14 protein-coding genes are annotated in these 18,740 nt (G+C 44.3%); 4 read left to right on the top strand and 10 right to left on the bottom strand.

What is annotated here, in order from left to right; genetic code table 11:
* The first annotated feature begins 242 nt into the window (after positions 1 to 242).
* Positions 243 to 2,693 carry an EAL domain-containing protein gene (locus tag AAA952_RS03950; RefSeq protein WP_338254602.1) on the top strand — a complete coding sequence of 817 codons (2,451 nt, stop codon included), beginning with the start codon at positions 243 to 245 and terminating at the stop codon, positions 2,691 to 2,693.
* Here AAA952_RS03950 and AAA952_RS03955 read toward each other — a convergent pair.
* Complete coding sequence (locus AAA952_RS03955; protein ID WP_338254603.1) at positions 2,650 to 3,633, bottom strand: alpha/beta fold hydrolase; 984 nt, start codon at positions 3,631 to 3,633, stop codon at positions 2,650 to 2,652. The genes AAA952_RS03950 and AAA952_RS03955 overlap by 44 nt on opposite strands.
* Before the next feature lie 95 nt (positions 3,634 to 3,728).
* Positions 3,729 to 5,540, bottom strand: coding sequence for a DUF885 domain-containing protein (locus AAA952_RS03960; RefSeq protein WP_338254604.1), 1,812 nt, complete (start codon positions 5,538 to 5,540; stop codon positions 3,729 to 3,731).
* 210 nt (positions 5,541 to 5,750) lie between these two features.
* Here AAA952_RS03960 and add point away from each other — a divergent pair, with 210 nt between their 5' ends.
* On the top strand, positions 5,751 to 6,746 hold the full coding sequence (gene add, locus AAA952_RS03965) for an adenosine deaminase (RefSeq protein ID WP_338254605.1): 996 nt from the start codon (positions 5,751 to 5,753) through the stop codon (positions 6,744 to 6,746).
* Between the two features lie 96 nt (positions 6,747 to 6,842).
* Here the strand turns inward: add and hemN are convergent, their stop codons facing one another.
* The 5 genes from hemN to AAA952_RS03990 form a co-directional block, all read right to left on the bottom strand.
* A complete protein-coding gene (gene hemN, locus AAA952_RS03970; protein ID WP_006084752.1) occupies positions 6,843 to 8,219 on the bottom strand; it encodes an oxygen-independent coproporphyrinogen III oxidase in 1,377 nt (458 codons plus the stop codon).
* Positions 8,220 to 8,479: 260 nt separating this feature from the next.
* The gene (locus AAA952_RS03975; protein WP_113940148.1) at positions 8,480 to 8,947 is read right to left on the bottom strand and encodes a DUF2489 domain-containing protein; all 468 of its coding nucleotides are present in this window, start codon (positions 8,945 to 8,947) and stop codon (positions 8,480 to 8,482) included.
* A 73-nt stretch (positions 8,948 to 9,020) separates the two neighbouring features.
* Positions 9,021 to 9,581 carry a Der GTPase-activating protein YihI gene (gene yihI / locus AAA952_RS03980; protein WP_105250763.1) on the bottom strand — a complete coding sequence of 187 codons (561 nt, stop codon included), beginning with the start codon at positions 9,579 to 9,581 and terminating at the stop codon, positions 9,021 to 9,023.
* A 90-nt stretch (positions 9,582 to 9,671) separates the two neighbouring features.
* On the bottom strand, positions 9,672 to 10,310 hold the full coding sequence (locus AAA952_RS03985) for a class I SAM-dependent methyltransferase (RefSeq protein WP_105250762.1): 639 nt from the start codon (positions 10,308 to 10,310) through the stop codon (positions 9,672 to 9,674).
* Between the two features lie 816 nt (positions 10,311 to 11,126).
* Complete coding sequence (locus AAA952_RS03990; RefSeq protein ID WP_105250761.1) at positions 11,127 to 11,750, bottom strand: c-type cytochrome; 624 nt, start codon at positions 11,748 to 11,750, stop codon at positions 11,127 to 11,129.
* Between the two features lie 167 nt (positions 11,751 to 11,917).
* On the opposite strand from AAA952_RS03990, the gene yihA reads away from it, so the two are divergent.
* The gene (gene yihA, locus AAA952_RS03995) at positions 11,918 to 12,577 is read left to right on the top strand and encodes a ribosome biogenesis GTP-binding protein YihA/YsxC (protein ID WP_006079362.1); all 660 of its coding nucleotides are present in this window, start codon (positions 11,918 to 11,920) and stop codon (positions 12,575 to 12,577) included.
* A gap of 1,022 nt (positions 12,578 to 13,599) precedes the next feature.
* Here the strand turns inward: yihA and polA are convergent.
* A complete protein-coding gene (gene polA, locus AAA952_RS04000; RefSeq protein ID WP_338254621.1) occupies positions 13,600 to 16,368 on the bottom strand; it encodes a DNA polymerase I in 2,769 nt (922 codons plus the stop codon).
* 387 nt (positions 16,369 to 16,755) lie between these two features.
* Here polA and elbB point away from each other — a divergent pair, with 387 nt between their 5' ends.
* On the top strand, positions 16,756 to 17,418 hold the full coding sequence (elbB, locus tag AAA952_RS04005; RefSeq protein ID WP_263167898.1) for an isoprenoid biosynthesis glyoxalase ElbB: 663 nt from the start codon (positions 16,756 to 16,758) through the stop codon (positions 17,416 to 17,418).
* Positions 17,419 to 17,506: 88 nt separating this feature from the next.
* Here elbB and glpG read toward each other — a convergent pair whose 3' ends face one another.
* Entirely contained in the window at positions 17,507 to 18,352 is an 846-nt protein-coding gene (gene glpG, locus AAA952_RS04010; RefSeq protein ID WP_105250758.1) for a rhomboid family intramembrane serine protease GlpG, read from the bottom strand.
* Positions 18,349 to 18,654, bottom strand: coding sequence for a thiosulfate sulfurtransferase GlpE (gene glpE / locus AAA952_RS04015; protein ID WP_006084745.1), 306 nt, complete (start codon positions 18,652 to 18,654; stop codon positions 18,349 to 18,351). The genes glpG and glpE overlap by 4 nt, the downstream gene beginning before the upstream one ends.
* Between the last annotated feature and the right edge of the window lie 86 nt (positions 18,655 to 18,740).

Raw genomic sequence — 18,740 nt, forward strand, 5'->3', positions numbered from 1 at the left:
GTCTGCAATTTGTTAAATTGTCATTTAAAGACCAATGCTATCTAGCATTGTTCTATTCATTTTAGTTTTGGTTCTTCTGCTAGTTCTTTACGTTTTTCCTTCCTTTATTTCAGACTTTTATACTCTAAGTTGATTATTTACATGAAGATCTCGCTTAGTTTGATAAGTCCTTTTGCTTAGTGGTTAGTTTCCCGTTAGCATACAAAAATATTAATTTTTTTGTTAACGGCCATCTGTTGCCTATGCTTCGTAAGCTTTCGCTCGCGGTACTGCTTCCTCTTTGTATGCTGACCCTATATTTAGTGTTGGTCATAGGCGAGTACCTGTTCGAAAATGACCAAGTTAGGGCTGAACTTGCGCAGCGACAGTCGGCTTTGATAAAGCAACAGTTGTTCCGCATGCAGAATGTGGTTCAATCGGCGCAAGCTTTACAGGATGTGGAGCGGATTGAGCAGGAAGTTTCCTTAGCTGCGCTGGATATGGGCACTATGGTGTATATCTTGGTTGATGCTGAAAGCCGTATTCGTTTTGCTAATCATACTGTGTGGCGTGATAGCAATGCGACTCAAGTCATCGATGGTTATGATGTAGACCTTCACCGCTCTGTGGTTCAAGCTTTTCTTCCGCAGATCCTCGTTAATCTCGACCGTTTAACTATTCAAGCATATTATCCCGTTCTTCCCCAGTATGGTGGGGCTGTTGATTTGATTTATCTTGAAGCCGATTTAGCCCCTTTAGTGGCCGAAGCTTCTGCTAAGTTGCAGCAACGTTTTATGCGGGTTTGGGGGCTGGGTGGATTATTGCTGATTGGCTTTACCTTTATTTTATATTTCCTGTTGATCCGCCCATTCCAAATGTTGAGCGAGGCAGCTAAGCAGGTAGGTACTTCTTCCTTTTCGACATCGATACCTTGGAGTTCATCTGAAGTTTTATCTTTGCAAGCCAGTTTGCAGCAGGCACATGAGCGTTTAAGTCGGGCAGTTAAACAGCTGAATGACAGTGAATTGCGTTGGTTATTTGCTGTGGAAGGTTCGCGTAACGGTATTTGGGATTGGGATATTAGTACTGGGGAGGTTTTTCTTTCTGATCGCTGGAAAGAGATGATTGGTTATGAGCCTGATGAATTGGCTGGAGTATTCCAGACATGGGAGACGCGGCTACATCCCGATGATAAGCAGATTGTGTTAGATGCTTTGCAGGAATACGTTAGCGGAAAGAGTAAAGAATTTGAAAGTGTTCACCGCTTACGGCATAGAGATGGCCATTATGTGTGGGTGTTAGACCGCGGTATGTTAGTTGATTGGGATCCCCAAGGGCGCCCGACTCGCATGATAGGCATTCATATGGATGTGTCAGAAAGCGCGAAGAACCATGCTGCAATTACTGAGCTTGTGGATCAATCTGTTGTCGGTCGCAAGATGTTGCCCGATGTCTTTATGGGGCGCTTATCGCAATTTTTAACCCAAGGTAATAGTTCGGGGCAATGGGGAGCATTGCTGCTCGTTGAGGTGGATCGCTTAGGATTGGTCGCCACTTTACATTCCCATGAATTAGAGCGCTTGTTAACACAAATCGCGGCCCGTTTATCGAGTTATTTCACTGAAAATATAACGGTCGGTCGATTAGAGTCTGGTAATTTCGTTTTGCTTGCTAAAGATTTAGCGGCAGATGCGTCAGCCGCTGCTCGTCGTGCTTTAGCCCTTGCGAGTGAGTTAAGGCAAGTGATTGCTCGACCATTCCATTACGGTAATCATCACTTTGAGCTTAGCGCGTGTGTGGGGATCTGTTTACTCGATAGTATAGAAACCTTAGATCCTGCTTTAGTCATGCGTCGTGCCGAGTTGGCAACGTTAAGCGCTAAGCAAGCAGGTCAAGCTGGGTGCGCTTTTTACCATGCTGAAATGGACTTTCGCCAGAGCCGTGATGAGCTGTTGCAACAGGAATTACAAACCGCATTACAACAAGATAGCTTAACGTTAATGTTCCAGCCTGTGATCAATGCGACCAGTGAACTTGTCTCTGCTGAAGTGCTCACGCGTTGGTATCGTGCTGATGGAGAGTTTATTCCGCCAGCTGAATTTGTGGCATTAGCAGAACAAGGGGGAATTATTGCTGAGCTTGATCTTTGGGTGGCTAAGCGGGTGTGTCTGTTTATTCAGAAATCGCGGGCTCAAGGAAGAAGTTTGCCTCCTTTGACTCTCAATATCAGTGCATTCTCATTTGGTCAGGCAGATTTTGTTGATGCATTCGTTGGGTTAGTTAAGGAGCATGGTATTGTGGCTAATCAACTGGGTATTGAGCTCAATGAGGCCGCATTTTTAATGCAACCACAGTTTGTGGATGAGCGTGTCTCTAAGTTAGTTGAAGCAGGTGTAGGTATCATCCTCGATCATTTCGGTTCGGGCTTGAGTGCCTTGAGCTGCTTAGCTAATCAGCCATTAGTTGCGGTTAAATTGGATATGAGTTGTATTGATTCATTAACCACAATGCCAACAAAAGTGAATGTACTTATTACCTCTGCGCGGCAATTCAATTTGAGCGTTGTCGCCAAAGGTGTCGAATCATCCCAACAATATCAAGCTTTTGTTGAACTTGGCTGTGATGGCTATCAGGGCTATTTATTCAGTCGAGCCTTAAACCAAGCGGACTTTATCCAGCTTGTTTGTCCTCGTCCTTTATTGCGCAGCGTTTAAAGAAGTCGAGAGCATAGTTTAAGGCTTGGTTTCGGCAGGCGTCTTTTTCCATAAAAATCTCATGGGCGGCCCCAGCGATTACTTTCAATTGGCAATGGGTACTCACGGCGAGATTCTGGGCCGCATTATCAACAATCTTATCTTCACTCGCTTGCAGTATCAGTATCGGAGTGCGAATTTGTGCCGTTGCCAGTACGCAAGTATCTGCCGCATCTAAAGATTCAGTCAACCAACGGTTAGTGGGTGAACCGAGTTGTAACTTAGGAGCAGCATCATACAATTCTCGGTAGGCTTGGTATCGGCTTTGGCTGTGAGTTAGCTCATTCCCTTTGAATGGAACAGGTTTATAGTTTTGTCCTGCAAGTACATAATTAGGCTCGCCACCATTGAGTGTGGTATCGAGTTTACTGGCTAACCAGCGTACGAACGCTTTTGGCATAGGTAATTTAATGCCATACATGGGCGCTGAAAATGCCGCGGCGGTAAAAATATCGGGATGCTGTTTGAGATACAAAGTGCCAATCGCGCCACCCATTGAATGGCCAAGTAGCATGAGTTGTTTGTCGTTTTGTGGTAACACTATCTTCTGCATAAATAGTGCAAAATCATCAATATAATCATTGAATCTTCGCACATGGCCCATGTGTAGATTGATTGTCATACGATCTGACAGCCCTTGGCCACGGTGATCTATGGCATAAACAGAGTAACCTTGTTGGTATAAGTCGAAGACCAATTCTTGATACTTTAAATAGGACTCGACTCGGCCACTACTGAGAACGATTGCGGCATGCGCTTGGGGATGTTTGACCATCATATAGGCCAGCGTAACGCCGTCGGCAGAGGCTAGCGTGTCTTGAACAACGCTTTGCCAGAAGGCTTGCTGCTCTGAGGTATTTAAATCGTGTTCAGTCGAAAATGTCGCTTTGGCTTGGCTCATACTCAGTCGCAAATCATTTGGCTTGAATGGTTTGTTAGAGTGTAACAGACAACCATGGGAGTCTGAAAATACCGACTCCCATGAATTTCATTAACTTAGCGTGTCGCCTTTTTCGCTTCAATAAAATCATTGATTTGCTGTTCGAGGATCGACATAGGCACTGAGCCATTTTCGAGCACAGCATCGTGGAAGGCACGAATATCAAATTTGTCGCCGAGTTCCTGTTCTGCCTTGGCACGTAATCGTTTGATTGTTAACTCACCAATTTTGTAGGATAAGGCTTGTCCTGGCCACGAAATATAGCGGTCAATTTCGGTAGTGACATTGTGCAGTGATAGTGCGGTATTGCTGGCCATAAAGTCGATGGCTTGTTGACGACTCCATCCTTGGGCGTGCATGCCAGTATCTACGACTAAACGCGCCGCGCGCCACATTTCATAGGTTAAGCGACCAAAGTTACTGTATGGATCTTGGTAGAAACCAGCTTCTAAACCTAAATATTCGCAATATAGCCCCCATCCTTCACCAAAGGCAGAGATATAGCCATAACGACGGAAATCTGGGAGTGAGGTTAGCTCAGAGTTGAGTGAAATTTGCAGATGATGACCAGGTACGGCTTCGTGCAAGGTTAAGGCTTCTAGCTCGTAGAGTGGGCGCTTATCCAATGCATAAGTGTTGACCCAGTAGTAACCGGGTTCATCATCGCTGTTCGATCCTGAATATCGCCCAGTGGTGTATTTCGGTGCAATTTCGGCGGGCACTGGCGCTATACCATAGGGTTGGCGTGGGAGTTTGCCGAAGTACTTAGGTAGCATGGCATCGGCTTTTTTGGCAATAAATGCCGCTTCTTTGAGTAACTGCTCGGCACTGGTGGTGTAGAACTGGGGATCGGTCCGCAGGAAATGTAAGAAGTCGGCAAAGTTGCCTTTAAAACCTACTGACGCGATGATTTGTTCCATTTCTTGGCGGATACGTTGTACTTCTTTTAAACCCAGTTCATGCACTTGCGTCGACGTCATATTCAAGGTCGTATAGTAACGTACCCTATTCTCATAAAATTCTGCGCCGTTAGGTAAGTTACTGGCCGCGATATTTTCCCGAGCATTGGGAATGTACTCTTTAGTCATGAAATCATAAAAGTTTTGGTACAGAGGTAGAACTTTTTGCTCAACTAAAGCGCGGCCTTCTTGGGTCAGCTGAGTTTTTTGTGCCTCAGTGAAATAGTTGGGATATTGAGTAAAAGGTTTGAAATAACTGCTCTTTTCAACAGGGACGATATAAGCACTAATACTGTCTTCAAAGCCATTGAGTGTCACTTTTGGCGGCGTTATTCCCTCGGCTAATCCTTGTTTTAGCCAGTGGGTTTGCTGGGCGAAATAGGTCGGGAGTGCATTGAGTTTGGCAATATAGTTGCGGTAATCCTCAAGGGTGTTGAATCTTCCCTGTGCGATTGACGTGATATAAGCGTGGAAGCCGCTTTCCGCCGTAATGGGCAGGTAATAATCCTTGAAACGATATAGGTCGACATCGTTTTGGATCTGATCTTCCAGTATTTGAGCGTTAATCTTATCTTCTTTACTCAAGTTGCTGCGGTCGAGTGCTTTGAGCTGCGCTAGTACTGCGATTTGACCTTGATTAAGCTTAGCGAGCGCGGCTGGCGAGAGATCCGCTAATTTTCCTGCTGCACTGGCATCGCCCATGCTGTAAGCCATTTCAGGACTCGCACTGAGCTGTAATTGCCAGCTTTGGTCGATAATCGCTTGCAGCGCTGGTGCGATTGGCTCAACTTGCGACTGTGCTGCTGATATTGTCTGTGACGATGGGGTTTGAATATCTTTTGTGGTTTGAGTGGCACTGCAGGCGCCTAATGCGCATATCAATAAACTGGGGGTTAAGAGTTTATGCATGTTAGATCTCTGATATTTTCGTTGTTATTGAAGTTATTATGCCTGATGAATGCGGCCGTTCCTTGTATGGATATTAAGCAGAATTGTGACTGAATGTGAATTTAAATGCGTTTGGCGCATAAATGCCCCCGAAAATGCGTGTTAAACTTAGTGTCCGCCCGCGACCAAATAACAAAAGCATTGGCTGGGTAGTTCAAATAGGGGTTAAATATGATTGATACATCCATTCCATTGGTGGATCTGCATCGTCACCTAGACGGTAATGTGCGGGTAAATACCATTTGGGAACTAGGACACCAACACGGCATTGCGCTACCTGCCGATTCTTTAGAGACACTCGCACCTTTTGTGCAAATTCAGGGGAAAGAAACTAGCTTAGTCGCCTTCTTAAAGAAGCTCGATTGGATGGTTGCTGTACTCGCAGATTTGGATGCGGTTAAACGCGTCGCCTATGAAAACGTTGCCGATGCGGCGTTATCTGGCTTAGATTACGCTGAGTTACGTTTTAGTCCTTACTATATGGCGATGAACCATAAGTTACCGATTGAAGGCGTAGTTGAGGCGGTAGTTGACGGCGTTAAAGCGGGCTTAAAAGACTATAACGTGAAGATCAATTTGATTGGCATTATGTCACGTTCATTTGGTCAAGCTGCTTGTACTCAAGAACTTGAAGGCTTACTCGCCCATAAACAACATCTCGTGGCTATGGACTTAGCCGGTGATGAATTAGGCTTCCCTGGCGAGTTATTTAACGATCACTTTAAACGTGTTCGTGATGCTGGCCTTGCGATTACGGCTCACGCTGGTGAAGCTGCGGGTTCACAAAGTATGTGGCAAGCGATTCAAGAACTTGGCGCAACTCGAATTGGTCATGGGGTGAACGCGATTCACGATCCTAAGCTGATGGAATATCTTGCTAAGCACCGTATTGGCATCGAATCTTGCCCAACCAGTAATTTGCATACTTCTACTGTGGCTTCTTACGCTGAGCATCCATTCAGAACCTTTATGGATGCAGGCGTGTTGATAAGCCTAAATACCGATGATCCCGGTGTGAGCGCTATCGATATTAATCATGAGTATCGTATCGCCAAATCTGAACTCAAGTTAACCGATGCTGAGTTAGCGCAGGTGCAACGTAACGGCGTTGAAATGGCATTTTTATCGGACAGTGAGCGCAAAGCACTCTATGCCGCTAAGGCATAAGTCGATTCTGAGTCGTTACTAAAAATAGCCATAAATAAAAATCCGACTCTAGAGTCGGATTTTTTGTGAGCGTTTGCGAGTGCAGCAATAAGCGTTTTAGATCACGCGTGAGAACTGTTGCTGACGCGCTTTTTGACGATAGTAAAGATCGAAGCACATACAGATATTGCGGATCAATAAACGGCCTGTAGGGCTGATAGTGATCTGTCTGTCGACGATTTCAACTAACTTATCATCGATAAATGTCTGCATTAACTTAAGATCTTCCGCGAAATAGGTTTCGAAGTTAATCCCCAGTTTCTCATCAATTTTCGCCATATCCAGTTCGAAGTGGCAAATCAGCTGTTTAATCACTACACGGCGGATTTCATCGTCACGGTTTAGGCTGCAACCTTTCCACAAAGCATGGCCTTCCTTATCTATGGCCTCATAGTAAGGGCGGATATCTTTCTGGTTTTGCGCATAGCAATCGCCAATCTGACTGATGGACGATACGCCAAGACCTAACAAATCGCATTCTTCTTGGGTGGTATAACCTTGGAAGTTGCGGTGCAGTCTGCCTTCGCGCTGCAACTTGGCTAACTCGTCATCGGGTTTAGCAAAGTGGTCCATGCCGATATATTGGTAACCAGCGCCAGTTAAGGTCTCGATAGTTTGGTGCAGCATTTCGAGTTTTTGTTTTGGCGAAGGTAAATGCTCGTCTTTGATCTTACGTTGAGCGGCAAAGCGCGCAGGTAAGTGAGCATAGTTAAATACCGACAGACGGTCAGGCGATAAATCTAAAACGCGCTGCATAGTGACGGCAAAAGTTTCTGGCGTTTGGTGTGGCAAACCATAGATTAAATCTATGTTGGTCGACACAAAACCCATGGCTTTCGCTTTGGCCATTAAGTCGAAGATAAATTGCTCATCTTGTTCGCGATTAACGGCAATTTGCACTTCTTTATTGAAATCTTGTACACCGATGGATATACGGTTAAAGCCCGCTTCTTTCAGCGTGTCGAGCATTGACAGCTCAATCTCACGAGGATCGACTTCAATCGAGTATTCGCCTTCTTCCGCAAAGTTAAAGTTAGCTTTAATCAATGACGTAAGTTTAAGAATCTGCTCAGGATTTAAGAACGTGGGTGTACCGCCGCCCCAATGCATTTGGGTCACACTGTAATGTTTGAACAGGGGCGCACGTTTGATAATTTCTTGGCTTAAATATTCAATGTACTGATCGGCTTTGTGTTGGTGGCGGGTGATGACTTTATTACAGCCGCAGTAATAACAAAGCTTGGCGCAGAACGGGATATGAATATACAGCGACAGTTTATCGCTTTTGCTATTTTCAATGGCCGTCAGCAGGTTTTGTTCGGTGAATGTGTCATCGAACTCTAATGCCGTTGGGTAAGAGGTATAACGGGGACCGCTGTAGTTATATTTTTCGATCATCGACTGATCCCAGCTAATCTGAGTGGGCTGCTTCAAGGCGTGTCCTCCGTGGGTAAATTAGCAACAAGCGAAGTATGCAAGGTTCTTAAGTAAATAACCTTGATCTAGGTTGTAAAAATGACGTCTGTCTTTTTAGAAGTTACGCAATATCTATCAAAAAGTACGCTTGTCTGTCGATATTTGGCGGTTTTGTGCGCAGGCTCACGGGAGTAAGGAGGGTAAGATTGGTGTGGGTTTTATCGAGATAACCTCAAAACCACAATATAAGTGGTCTTGAGGTATAGCAATTGGCTGGTTTAATGCATCGCTTTGGCTTGGTAATCCGACAGTTTTTTCGCATCATCACTAATGCCTTGCTCTAATGCGGCTTCGGACTTCATTCTGATCAAGTCTAACTTCATTCTTTCTTGCTTAGGCAAGGCTTGACGAGCATCCATGATGGGATGATTTTTAATTAACTCAAAGTGTTTGAATAATGAAGGGTAATCGGGAGCCACACGCTCACTTAATGACAGGATTTCAAATAATCGCCCAATCCTGACCACGCCTTCAGAGATCTCACAGCGGTCTTCAATCATGGCGGTGGCGATATAGCGGATATCATCTAAAACTTGGGCACGTTTTGCGTTCGCAGTCACTTCACGCTCGGCTTGTTCAGCCTGCTGACGCTTTTTTTGCTGCTTGAGTTTTAGGATTAAGAAGGTGGCGTAGCTACTTAGCGCTACTATGATGATAAAACCGAGAATAATGATAGTCGTAGACACAGAGACTCCTTATATGAATGGCATAAGGAGCCACAGCTAAAAACTGAGTTCCCTATGCCTTAGCACTGAGAGGTTAGAACTTGTCTTGATAATCTTTTAGTAAGTCAGCGCCTGATTCGAATTTGTCGAACAACTCATCGTCAGATAAAGACTTAGCAGGTGATGAAGGTGTGTCATCATCCATATCGTCGCTAATGCCCAGTTTAATCATCAGAGCTTCAATTTTATTTAGCTGTTGATCTAACCACTTTTGGTCAACCTCGTTGAGGTCGCGGCCTTCTTCAAGCATATCTAACAGCTGATTTAGTCTTGGATCTTCTTCCAATTTCAGCAATTTTTGCTCGTCAGTCAGCTTAGCTTGTTTAACTTTTGGCTGAGCGGCTTTATCTGTTACCACTGCCGCAGGAATCGCTAAAGCCACAGGCTTTTTACTGCCATGACGCGGGTCTTTTTTCTTAGCGGCCTGCTGTTGCGGCGCTTGCGCTAAAATTAAGCTTTCGTTATGACGACTACCTGATTTATTGCCAGAATCTTTACGTTTGCCAGTCGCTACAGCGCGATCTTGCTTCTTCACTCTTGGCTGTAACTTAGGGCTGTTCTCGCCGCCCTTGCGTGTTTTCTTGCTACGAGACATGGTCTTCTCAATTATTTACAACGTATGGCCTTGCAGACTAAGGGTGAGCTTGTCTACAAGGTGCGAAATTAGGCCGAGTGTTATACCAGATTATGATGTTTTTTGCATCAAAACGAGGTCCTTTGCGGCAAATAATAGTTCAAAATCGCTATTGTTTGCGAGGTACTCGAAGGTTTGTCGCTGATAAAAGCTCACATGGGTGAGGTTGTTCTTATAATGCCACTTAGCAAAACCATCTAATTCAGTCAGTAATGGTGTGCTTATCGCTAACCAACCACCAGAATGCAGTAGCCGAGAGAGCAAAGTCCACTCTTTTATAGGGTTTTGAAAATGCTCAAATACCCGATAACAGCAGATAAAATCATACTCTAGCTTTAACACGTCATGATTAGGGGCAAAAAAGGGATCATATTGATTTAACTTGTGGCCCGCATTTTCTATGGTCGTCAGGCTCTCATCATCGAGTATGCGGCCAAAATTCAATCCTAATAAACTGCCCGCTTGTTGCTGCTCTAATTGCGCTAACAGCGGCAAAATAAATTGCGATAACTGTTTTTGCTTCGACGCTATGCGTGAACGACCGTATCTTTGCTTCTCTGCCGCGGGGGGTAAATGGCTATTCGCATCCGCAAAGGTTAACTCACATGTCTTGCAAACATAAAAACTCCGCTTTTTATCTTGATGAAGGAGTCGTGTCTGACTGTTATGACAAAGAGGGCATCTGGGCATTGAGTCTGCTGAAGTGGTTATTAAGGCTTTGATTGTACCAATTATATTGGTTGAGTGCACATTTTAGACACTAATGGGGTGTTACAAAAGAAAAAAGGCGGCAGTTAAACTGCCGCCTTACAAAGGGTGCTTTAGCACCTTATCCTGATTCCAAGTATCCATACTTGCTATGCGACTTTCCCGGTCGGTATCCTTCTTTTTTTTACTGCTTTCCCTGCATTATTTTTGTTAATGGTCTTCCAGACACTTTATTTTTTTCTGTCGCCATCCTGACTACAGTTTCCGTAGATGGTCTCGCGACACATCTTTTAAAGCATCGTCATCATTGACGTCGAGTTAACCATCCATGTTACTTAAGTACCTTCCTGTGATAACAAGCATCCAGCCAGTGCATCCTAAGCTTATCGCTTCCTTTGCTACAGTTTACATCATGTAAACTATGTCCTGATGGGGCAAGTTACCCTTAGTGTAAGGTGTTTTGCTAGAAGCAAATTGGCGTTATCGGCCATCCCTTACAAAATTGTGCTGACCTGGATTTCAAGTGGAAATCACGACTCTTGTTATTATTAGAGAGTGGTCTTAAGTATATTATTGTTATTGAGTATCTTTATTCTTATATCTTGAATGTTAATTATACCGAAACCTGTAAGTTATTATTAATCTTTTTGTACAAACAGATGGGTTTATCTCGGTACGGGGCTTATTAAACCGAAATCTGTGATCTATGTCAAGCACGAATCTTGGCAGTTTACGTCCACGTCAACTTTGTGGTGTAAAAAAAGGGTGACAATACACCCTTCTTTTCACTCGCGAAGATTACTTCAGGCTAGAAAGATACTTTGATAGCGCGTCGATATCGCTATCATTTAGTTTTTTAGCCACATCTTGCATCATGCCATTTAAGTCATTATGGCGGCCCGCTTCACGGAATTTTGTCAGCTGGATCTTGATATAGTTGGCGTGTTGGCCTGCCAGCGTTGGAAAACCTGCAAGCTCAGCGCCTTTACCATCTGGGCCATGACATGCCATACAAGCGGTAATGCCACGAGAAACATCACCACCTTTGTAAAGTTTAGCACCTAACTCAGGAACATCTTTTGCTTCAGCCACTTGGATTGCTTGGCTAGAAAAATATGCGCTAATGTCGAGAATATCCTGATCGCTTAGAGGCATTGCCATGCCACTCATGATAGGATCCATACGACCATCTTTACCACCAGTTTGTGCTGCGCTACGGAAATCATGTAGTTGCTTTTGGAGGTAAGTGGCGTGTTGGCCCGCAATTTTGGGGTACATATCGATCATACTGTTACCGTCCATACCGTGACAGGCCGAACAGACAATGATTTTCGTTTTTCCCGCTTCAGCATTACCTTCAGCAATCGCAGGTGAAGATATGGCGGCAATTACAACAGACAGCGCAAGAGCTAGCTTTTTCATGGCGTTCCAACTTCTGGTTAAATTATTATCCTGAGCTTACTAGGGTGACCCGCAAGCGTGGTAAAATATGATTAATGTGATCGGAGTAATATTTTACACGAAAACGTGGGAAAGTAAGTAATTCTTCATAAATTATGGTATTGCGTAGAAAAATTTCGGAGTAAATAGTGACTGAATCTCGTATAGATTTTCGTAGGGCAAAGTTTTTAATCAGTGCACCTGACATTGCACATTTGGATCAATATCTGCCCGGCGATGTTGGAGTTGAGATTGCATTTGCTGGCCGCTCTAATGCTGGAAAGTCTAGTGCACTCAATGCATTAACTGAGCAAAAAAGTTTAGCAAGAACCAGTAAAACACCGGGCCGTACTCAACTAATTAACGTATTTGAGTTAGATGCTCAGCGTCGTTTAGTTGACTTGCCTGGTTATGGCTTTGCGCAAGTCCCACTTGCGTTGAAAAATAAATGGCAGCAAGCATTGGGTGAATATTTGCAAAAACGCGCTTGTTTAAGTGGCGTGGTTGTCTTGATGGATATTCGTCATCCATTAAAAGATCTCGATATGCAGATGATTGAATGGGCAGTTGCTAGTGAAATTCCTGTATTAGCTTTGCTAACGAAATCAGACAAATTAGCCCAAAGTGCTAAGATGAAAACCGTAAATGAAGTGCGTCTCGCACTAAGTGAGTTTGGCGACTGGGTGCAAGTTGAACCCTTCTCATCACTTAAAGGAACCGGTAAGCCTAAAGTGTTGGCAATTCTTAATGAATGGTGTCATCCACAGTGGTTGACTGATGAGTTAGATGCAGCGAATAACGCTGAATAATATCGCCTGTTTTGGTGTACATGGTAGAATTTGACTGTGTATACCTCCTCTTTGTTTTTACTGCAATTTTTTCTCTTTTGTTCAGTCTCATTCCCATCGGTTCTTCGTTAATTTCAGGCAAAAAAATAGCCGATGATATTATCATCGGCCAAAAATATTAGCTCTTTTGGGGAGAAGCTAAATTCAACAAGACTCAAGCACCATCAAATTAGCTTCAATGGTTCTCAATGAAACTAGCATACAACCAATTTACTCCTTATTAAAGTAAATACTCTAAAATTTACTTAAAGTCTGAAAAAAGAGCAAAAAAAAGCCTCAGCAAACAAGTTGCTGAGGCGCCAGAATTTGGCTCATCACTATAAGTGAAATAAAGGTCTGAAAGATAGAACATCTTAACCTCTGTACCCTACGCAGAGAATATTACTCTATTTATCTTTAAATGGAAAACAGTTTTTTCAAAAAAGAGGTAATTATGTGCGCTTGATCTCAGGTTGTGAGTGAAAAAGCATCTCAAATTGATCCTAAAATTTCAGTGAAAATGGTTAATTGGCTGATTTAAAGAGAAAACTCGAAATTTATATACAAAAGTGATCAATATTTGAGATTTGATTTTTTACTCTAATCCTGACCTAAGATTTTGGTGTACGCGTGAGAGAACAACCGTTATGGCATTCTTGAGCATATATGGCTGACTTGAATGCAGTTTCAATTCGAGTAAATCACACCTTTTAATATCCATCTGCTGTGGCAGTGTATCGATGAACTCTACTGCCAAATGTATCAGGTAAAGATTGTTTGGCTGTGAGTGAATCATTTTCTGCCGATGAAGTTTGTCTAACTTAACGAGCTAATTTGTATTGTGAAAGGGTTATTTATGCTGAGTGATGAAAAGGACTCTGTATTGATGTTCTTAGAGGCGATTAAGACTGGAGAGAGCTAATCTGAGCTCAAAATATTGAAGTCAGATTAGCTTTATTTTCAGTTAAATCATATTGATAGTGTTCTTCTGGATATTACTGAGATTAGTGGGCTTCATCCCAGTTATCACCAATGCCTGCTTCGGCAAGCAGTTCAACATCGAGATTAGCTGCTTGCGCCATCAAGGTGCAGATTGTCTTTTTAAGTGCCTCTGCTTTATCCGCATCGACTTCAAACACTAATTCATCGTGAACCTGCATGATCATAGTGATTTCGCCTTGGGTTTCTGTTTTGATCCACTGGGCAATATTGATCATGGCCTTTTTGATGATGTCAGCAGCCGTACCTTGCATTGGCGCGTTAATCGCAGCACGTTCAGCACCTTGGCGGCGCATCGCATTACGATCACGGATTTCGGGCAAGTAGAGGCGACGACCAAACAGAGTCGACACATAACCTAAGTCAGCAGCACCCGCGCGCGTTTCTTCCATATAACGTAATACGCCAGGATAACGGGCAAAGTAGGTATCGATATAGGTTTGTGCTTCATGGCGTGGGATATCAAGCTGACGCGCCAAACCAAAGGCTGACATGCCATAAATTAAGCCGAAGTTAACCGCTTTGGCACGGCGGCGTTGTTCTGTGGTGACTTCATCAAAGTCGGTACCAAATACTTCTGCAGCAGTGGCTCTATGAATGTCTTTGCCCTCGGCGAAGGCTTTGAGTAAGCCTGCATCTTGAGATAAATGGGCCATGATCCGTAGTTCGATTTGCGAGTAGTCGGCGGCCAAAATTTTACGGCCTGCTGGGGCGATAAAGGCTTGGCGAATACGGCGACCTTCTTCGGTGCGAATCGGAATATTTTGCAGGTTAGGTTCGCTTGACGATAAGCGACCTGTTGCCGCATTAGCTTGATGATAGCTAGTGTGTACGCGACCCGTTTTGGCGTTGACCATCAGTGGCAGCTTATCGGTGTAAGTACTCTTTAACTTAGATAGACTTCGATGCTCGAGGATCACCTTTGGCAGTGGGAAATCTAAGGCTAATTCGACTAATACTTCTTCCGCGGTCGATGGCGCACCCTTTGGGGTCTTTTTGGTGATCGGATAACCTAGCTTTTCATAAAACAAGACTTGCAGTTGCTTAGGTGAACCAAGATTGAATTTTTCACCGGCAATGTCGTAGGCTTTTTCTTCTAAGGTATCGATTTTACGCGCCAGTTCATCGCTCTGTTGGCCGAGTAACATACTGTCGATTAATACCCCTTGACGTTCAATGTCCGACAACACTTGGATTAGCGGTAATTCGACTTCGGTAAACATGGCGGCAAGTTCGGCTTCTTTCTCGAGTCTTGGCCATAAATGTTGGTGTAAACGCAGTGTGATGTCAGCATCTTCTGCTGCATAAGGTGCAGCCGTCTCTAGCGGGATTTGGTTGAAGGTCAGCTGTTTTGCACCTTTGCCAGCAATTTCTTCAAAACTGATATTTTTATGGCCTAAATACTTGAGTGCTAAACCATCCATGTCATGGCGCGAAGCCACTGAGTTGAAAACATAGGATTCGAGCATAGTGTCGAAAGCGACGCCCTGTAGTTTGATCCCTGCATTGGCTAAGATACTGATGTCGTACTTAAGATTTTGACCGACTTTCTTGATCTTTGGATCCTCAAGCTGCGGACGCAGTTTTTCTAACGCGACCGTTTTATCGATTTGAGTCGGTGCACCAACGTAATCGTGGGTCAAAGGAAGATAAGCGGCTTTTCCTGTCTCAACGGCGAAGGAAATCCCGACTAATTCGGCCACCATGTAATCTAAGCTGGTGGTCTCAGTATCGACTGCCATTAAGTCGGCTTGTTTAAGCTTAGCAATCCAAGTGTCTAATTCGGCTTCGGTGAGAATGCAGTCGTACTGTGTTTCAATCGCTTCGACTGGAGATGAGTCTTCTTGCGTTTCTGTGGATGCCGCATCAATTGAGGTATTTGCCGTCATTTTATTATCTAAGACTTCAGCTAACCAACGTTTAAACTCCATCTCGCCGTAGCATTTGATCAGTTCATCTTTGTCTGCTGGCATGAGAGTGAGTTCGTGCCAATCTTGCTCAAGTTCGACATCGGTTTTGATGGTGGCGAGTTCGTAAGAAAGCTTGAGCATGTCGGCATTTTCAATGATTTTCGCCGCCATGGTTTTAGAACCTCTAAAGCCGAGCTCGGCGACTTTTTCGGGTTCCGCTAATAAGTTACTCACACTGCCGGCTCCCGTGAGCATAGCGAGCGCCGTTTTCTCACCTACGCCGGGTAAGCCGGGAATGTTGTCGGCCTTGTCGCCCATCAGCGCGAGTAAATCTATGATACGGTCTGGACCGACACCAAATTTGGTGACGACTTCTTCTGGGCCCATTATGGTGTCTGTCATGGTGTTGATGAGCGTAACGTTCTCATCCACTAATTGCGCCATGTCTTTATCGCCTGTGCTGATAAGCACGGCACGGTTTTCTAAGCTGGCTTGGCGGGCAATAGTACCGATCACGTCATCGGCTTCGACGCCGGAAATCGAAATCAGTGGTAAACCTAGTGCGCGAATAATGCGATGCAAGGGTTCGATTTGCGAACGTAGATCATCAGGCATAGGTGGGCGCTGTGCTTTGTATTCGCTGTACATGTCATTGCGGAAGGTTTTTCCCTTGGCATCGAACACGACTGCGATATGGCTTGGTTGATAACGGGTCAGCAAGCTGCGTAACATATTCACTACGCCATAAACGGCACCGGTTGCTTCGCCCTTTGAGTTTGTCAGGTGAGGAGGCGCATAATAGGCGCGATACAAATAAGAAGATCCATCCACAAGCACAAGTGGGTTTTTAGCGACGGTTGGCATAGGTATTTTTCGTTTATCGATGACTTAGATGGCGCTAAGCATGCCACAGAAGCACTATTTCAGCCATGGCAAAATGACTCCCAGCCTGTGGATAAGTCTGTGAGTGAAAAAGTCAACTGAGAATAATGGCGATGATTACGGCTTAGTGCGATTTTTTTAAGTTGTTGTTTTTTATGTTTATAAAAGATTTGTGTGAGTTCAATACTGTTTCTTAAAAAATCTTCCCAATTTGTGGATTTTTTATTGACTCCGTAAAATACATCTAAGGATTGGCTTAATTTTCGGCACTCGTCAGATTCGACGAATTAAGTTAGCACGATTTTTAATCAGATCAACTAGTTTGTTTATGGTTTGTTAAAACTTAATGACATAAGAAGGATATTTTTAATGAGAAAAGTCGCAGTGTTACTGAGTGGATGTGGTGTTTTCGATGGAACAGAGATACATGAATCGGTTTTAACGCTTTTATGCTTATCCCGATCAGGGGCTCACTACCAGTGTTTTGCACCTGATATCAAACAGATGCATGTGGTAGATCATCTCACTGGCGAGGTCGATGCTGCTGCAAGTCGTAACGTGCTGGTGGAGTCGGCGCGTATCGCCCGTGGCGAAGTCAAAGCGACTACAGAATTAGATATCGCCGAATTTGATGCCTTGATCATTCCCGGTGGCTTTGGTGCGGCGAAAAATCTGTGTAACTTTGCGACGAATGGCAGTGAGTGTGAAGTGGAACCGCTGGTGACTGATTTTATCAATGAGTTCATTCTGGCGAAAAAGCCCGTTGGTTTTATCTGTATTGCTCCTATGATGATCCCGCGTTTATATCCCCACGGTGTAAAAGGCACTATTGGTAATGATAGCGATACTGTCGCAGCGTTTAATTTGATGGGCGGTGAGCATCAAGTTGCGACAGTACATGAGATAGTCGTGGATGAAGCAAATCGGATTGTCAGCACTCCCGCTTATATGTTGGCTGGTAATATTGCTGAAGCGCATTCAGGCATCGAGAAGCTAGTCGTTAAGCTACTAGAAATGACTGATCAGAGTTAGTTTGAGCTGTTTGTAGAAGAGTGAAGCGAGTCATTAAACCAAGATAAATTTCAGGATTTATCTTGGTTCACAATATTAGATTGAGTTATTAGATTGAGCTTGAGGATTTGCGGCTATCAAATAAACCTTGGGCTAAACCTATGAGTAAGCCGCCAATGTGGGCACCATTAGCAACCGAAACCCCTAGAATATCTGTGAATCCCAATGCCAACCATATCATCATAAAGCCCATATATGATGGTGGGAAATCTATTCCAGCTGCGGGTTTACGTATACCCATGATCCAAGTGTAACCCACCACTGCATACACAACGCCGGACAGCCCGCCAAAGTTAGGTCCACCGACATAATATTGGATAACGTTTGGCAGAGTTCCTGCGACAAACAGCAAAATGAGCAATGGTGCAGTACCGATACGGGTTTCTATTTTTCCACCTAAATACCACCACCAGAGCAAGTTAAAGATGACGTGCATTGCAGAAAAATGTAGCAGGCTCGGTGTAAAAACACGCCAGAATTGGCTGAACTCTGAATGAGGTACTGCCCCAAAATAGGACAGTGCTTCGTAGGTTTGGTTGGCGAATCCTAAGTTCATCGCCGCAAAAATGAGTACGCAAACCGCAAAAACGATCAACGTGACTGGGCCTGCGCCGGTAATAAATTGGGTGAATAACTGCAGCGAAGGGGCACCATAATCGAGTTTGGTTTGGGTATCGCCGTGTTCCCATGAGGCTTGCAGATATTTATTGTCGTAAGGGTGAGCAATAAAGTGGGCAAACTCTTTGCGTGCTTGCTCCACATCTTTGTCATGGATAACCAGAATGGCAACACCCTGAACCAGCGGCTCAATTTGGCAGTCAATGTCTTCCCCTTTGAGGTAATCGACAAATGCCTGCGCGGCTCTGCTGTTGGGGAGTCTGCCAATTTCTATCATGCATTCGCCTCATGCCAGGCGCTATAGCCGCCGTCTAGGCTGTAAACGTCATCAAAACCTTGTTCGCATAAATATTGCGCCGCATTTTGGCTGCTCATGCCGTGATAACAAACCACCACCAGTGGGCTATCCATATCGGCTTGGCTAATAAATTGCGCTAGGTTTTCGTTATTCAGGTTAGTTGCACCTGCAATATGGCCGTTGGTGAAGCTATTGCCATCGCGGATATCGACGATTTGCACTGGCTGTGCTTCGGTCATTTGCAGCAATTGATTAACGCTTAAGTGTTTAAAGGAAGACATAATAAAACCTGACAAAGCTAAGAGATGGAAATCAAGATGGGATAAGTGTGCAACAAGGGGCTGCGAGTGTACAGCCCCTATCTAGG

Source organism: Shewanella sp. M-Br (assembly GCF_036245925.1).
Taxonomy (GTDB): Bacteria; Pseudomonadota; Gammaproteobacteria; order Enterobacterales; family Shewanellaceae; genus Shewanella; species Shewanella oncorhynchi.